At 66.3% G+C, this 2,783-nt stretch carries 3 protein-coding genes and 1 pseudogene; all 4 read left to right on the forward strand.

Annotated features, from left to right (window positions below; all coding sequences use genetic code 11):
* Nucleotides 1-313 (forward strand): annotated as a pseudogene (locus AB4Y86_RS16065) (ABC transporter ATP-binding protein); the annotation flags it as partial.
* Nucleotides 313-1,032 (forward strand): ABC transporter permease, encoded by a 720-nt coding sequence (locus tag AB4Y86_RS16070; RefSeq protein WP_441403180.1) that lies wholly within the window; start codon nt 313-315, stop codon nt 1,030-1,032. The pseudogene AB4Y86_RS16065 and the gene AB4Y86_RS16070, both read left to right, overlap by 1 nt.
* Nucleotides 1,029-1,775 carry an ABC transporter permease gene (locus AB4Y86_RS16075; RefSeq protein WP_441403181.1) on the forward strand — a complete coding sequence of 249 codons (747 nt, stop codon included), beginning with the start codon at nt 1,029-1,031 and terminating at the stop codon, nt 1,773-1,775. The genes AB4Y86_RS16070 and AB4Y86_RS16075 overlap by 4 nt, the downstream gene beginning before the upstream one ends.
* Complete coding sequence (locus tag AB4Y86_RS16080; protein ID WP_441403182.1) at nt 1,772-2,731, forward strand: ABC transporter substrate-binding protein; 960 nt, start codon at nt 1,772-1,774, stop codon at nt 2,729-2,731. Before AB4Y86_RS16075 ends, AB4Y86_RS16080 begins: the two co-directional genes overlap by 4 nt.
* Nucleotides 2,732-2,783: the final 52 nt, after the last annotated feature.

Genomic DNA, 2,783 nt, shown 5'->3' on the forward strand with positions numbered 1-2,783 from the left:
GGTAGACACCATCAGCCTCGCTGAACTTGACCGTGACGGAGGTCCGCGGGCGGACGAGTGGCAGCTCGTGGCGGACGGGGATGGGCGGCCGCTCGGCTGGAGCGCGCCCGGCGCTGGCCCCAACAAAGTCCCGGGCGGCTCGCTGTTCCACAAGGGCGAGACGCTCCGGCGTGCGCTGGACGCGGCCTTGTCCTCACCGTCCGGACTGGGCGTCGCCGTGGATGCGGACGGTCGGGTGGCCGGCGTGATCACTGCCGAAGAAGTGCTCGCAGTGATCGAAACGGCCCGCCGCGTCCGGCAGGGCGCGCTCTGATGGAATGGTTCCTGGCCAATAGCGGGCAGGTCTTCAGCCTCGCGGGCCAGCATCTTGTCCTGGCAATTCTGCCGATGCTGTTTGGCTTGCTGATTTCCATCCCGCTGGCCCAATTGGCCCGGCAGAACCGCACCCTGCGCACGGTGATCCTGACCGCCTCGTCTCTGCTCTACACGATTCCCTCGCTGGCGCTCTTCATCATCCTTCCTACGGTGTTGGGCACCCGCATTCTGGATCCGGCCAACGTCGTGGTGGCGTTGACCATCTACGCCGTCGCGCTCCTGGTACGGGCCGCCCTGGATGCCTTCGACTCGGTCGATGAGGACCTCGAACAGGCCGCCGTCGCCATGGGCTTCAAACCCCTGGCCCGCTTCCTGCAGATCGATCTGCCGCTGTCCCTGCCCGTGATGTTCGCCGGCCTCCGGGTCGTTTCAGTTAGCAATATCTCCCTGGTCAGCGTTGCCGCCCTGCTCGGTATCGGCAACCTCGGAATGTTGTTCACCTCGGGGCTCCAGCGCGACTTTGTCACCGAAGTGCTGGTGGGCATTATCGCCATCCTCGTGCTGGCGCTGCTGATGGACGCCGTGCTGGTGCTCCTGGAGCGGCTCCTGACGCCCTGGACCCGGGCCGGCTCCGGCAAGTCCGGCGGCTCCGACGGTTCCGGCGAGCCGGCCGCGGCCCGCAAGCTGTCCGACTCCGCGGCGGGGGCATCCGTATGAGCAACGTGTTGACCGACACCCTCGCCTGGCTGGCCGACCCGGCAAACTGGTCCGGCAGCAGCGGAATCCCCGTGCGCCTCGCAGAACACCTGCAATACACCGGTCTGGTGATGCTGATCGCGACCGCCATCGCTGTCCCGATCGGGCTCTACGTCGGGCACACCGGCCGCGGCCGGGTGGCGGTGGTGGCCCTCGCCGGCGCGCTGCGCGCACTGCCGACCCTCGGTCTGCTGACGCTCTTCGTCCTGCTGGTGGGGATCGGGCTGATGCCGCCGGTCTGGGCGCTCGTGATCCTGACTGTGCCCCCGCTGCTGGCCGGCACCTACGCGGGCATCTCCAGCGTGGACCGGAACGTTGTGGACGCTGCCCGGGCCATGGGCATGACCGAACTCCAGGTCCTCTTCCGCGCCGAATTCCCGAACGCGCTTCCGGTGATGTTCGGCGGGTTCCGCACGGGAGTCCTTCAGGTAATAGCGACGGTGTCGGTCGTCGCGTACATCAACCTGGGCGGCCTGGGCCGCTATCTCTTCGACGGCCTCGTCCTTTCCGACTTCCCGCAGATGCTCGGCGGTTCGCTGCTCATCGCGGTGCTCGCGATCGCCGTCGACCTTTTGCTTGTGTTGTTCCAGCGGGCCTTCCTGACCCGCGGAGCCGCCGCCATACCGAACCGGGGCCAGCAGGCCGCGGTTGATCTTACAGACCCCGCGACCGCGGAGGCTGTTGTTCAAGGAGGTACGTCATGAAGGAAATCCGCCAACGAGCATTGGGCAGGCGCGCATTCGGCAGCTTGGCCGCCGCCGTCGGACTGGCCGTTGCCCTGTCCGCATGCGGCGGCTCGTCCAACCCCCTGTCCTCGGCACCTGCCAGCGGCGGCTCCTCCGGGGCGGGCGGGGCGCTCGTGATCGGGTCCGCCGACTTCACCGAGAGCCAGGTCATCGCCGAGGTCTATGCCGGGGCACTCAACGCCGCCGGTGTCACGGCGAGCACCAAGCCGAACATCGGATCCCGCGAGGTCTATTTCAAGGCGGTGCAGGACGGCTCGGTCGACGTCGTCCCCGACTACAGCGGAAACTTGCTGCTGCACGTAAACAAGGACGCTACCGAAGTCTCCGCCGCCGACATTGCCCAGGCCCTGCCGGGCAAGCTTCCTGAYGGCCTGGCCGTGCTGGATGCCGCGAAGGCCGAGGACAAGGACGCCATGGTGGTGACCAAAGCCACCGCGGAGAAGTACAAGTTGAAGTCCATCGAGGACCTGGCCAAGGTCTGCAGCGAAATCGTGGTCGGCGCCCCGGCCACCTTCAGCGAACGTGCCTACGGGCTGCCGGGCCTGAAGAAGAACTACAACTGCGTGCCCAAGAAGCTGGAACCCTTCAGCGACGGCGGCGGTCCCGTCACGGTCAAGGCACTGCTCACGGACCAGGTCCAGGTAGCCGACATCTACACGACCACCCCGGCCATCGCGGACAATGACCTAGTGGTACTGGAAGACCCGAAGAACAACTTCATCGCCCAGCAGGTCCTGCCGCTGTACAACAAGGCCAAGATGACGGACAAGGCCAAGGAGGCCCTCAACAACGTCTCCAAGCTGCTCACCACCGATGACCTGATTAACCTCAACCGTGCTGTCGGCGGCAGCCAGAAGCAGAACCCGAAGGACGCCGCAGCGGCCTGGCTCAAGGACAAGGGCCTGGTCAAGTAGGCCGGAAGACGCGTACTTCCGCTGTGAGACAAGTCTCACAGCGGAAGTACAT

This window comes from Arthrobacter sp. 2YAF22_2, assembly GCF_052114645.1.
In the GTDB taxonomy this organism is placed as follows: domain Bacteria; phylum Actinomycetota; class Actinomycetes; order Actinomycetales; family Micrococcaceae; genus Arthrobacter.

Coding starts and splice junctions, on each gene's coding strand:
- AB4Y86_RS16070 (WP_441403180.1), top strand. CDS start 313: ATGGAATGGTTCCTGGCCAATAGCGGGCAGGTCTTCAGCCTCGCGGGC.
- AB4Y86_RS16075 (WP_441403181.1), top strand. CDS start 1,029: ATGAGCAACGTGTTGACCGACACCCTCGCCTGGCTGGCCGACCCGGCA.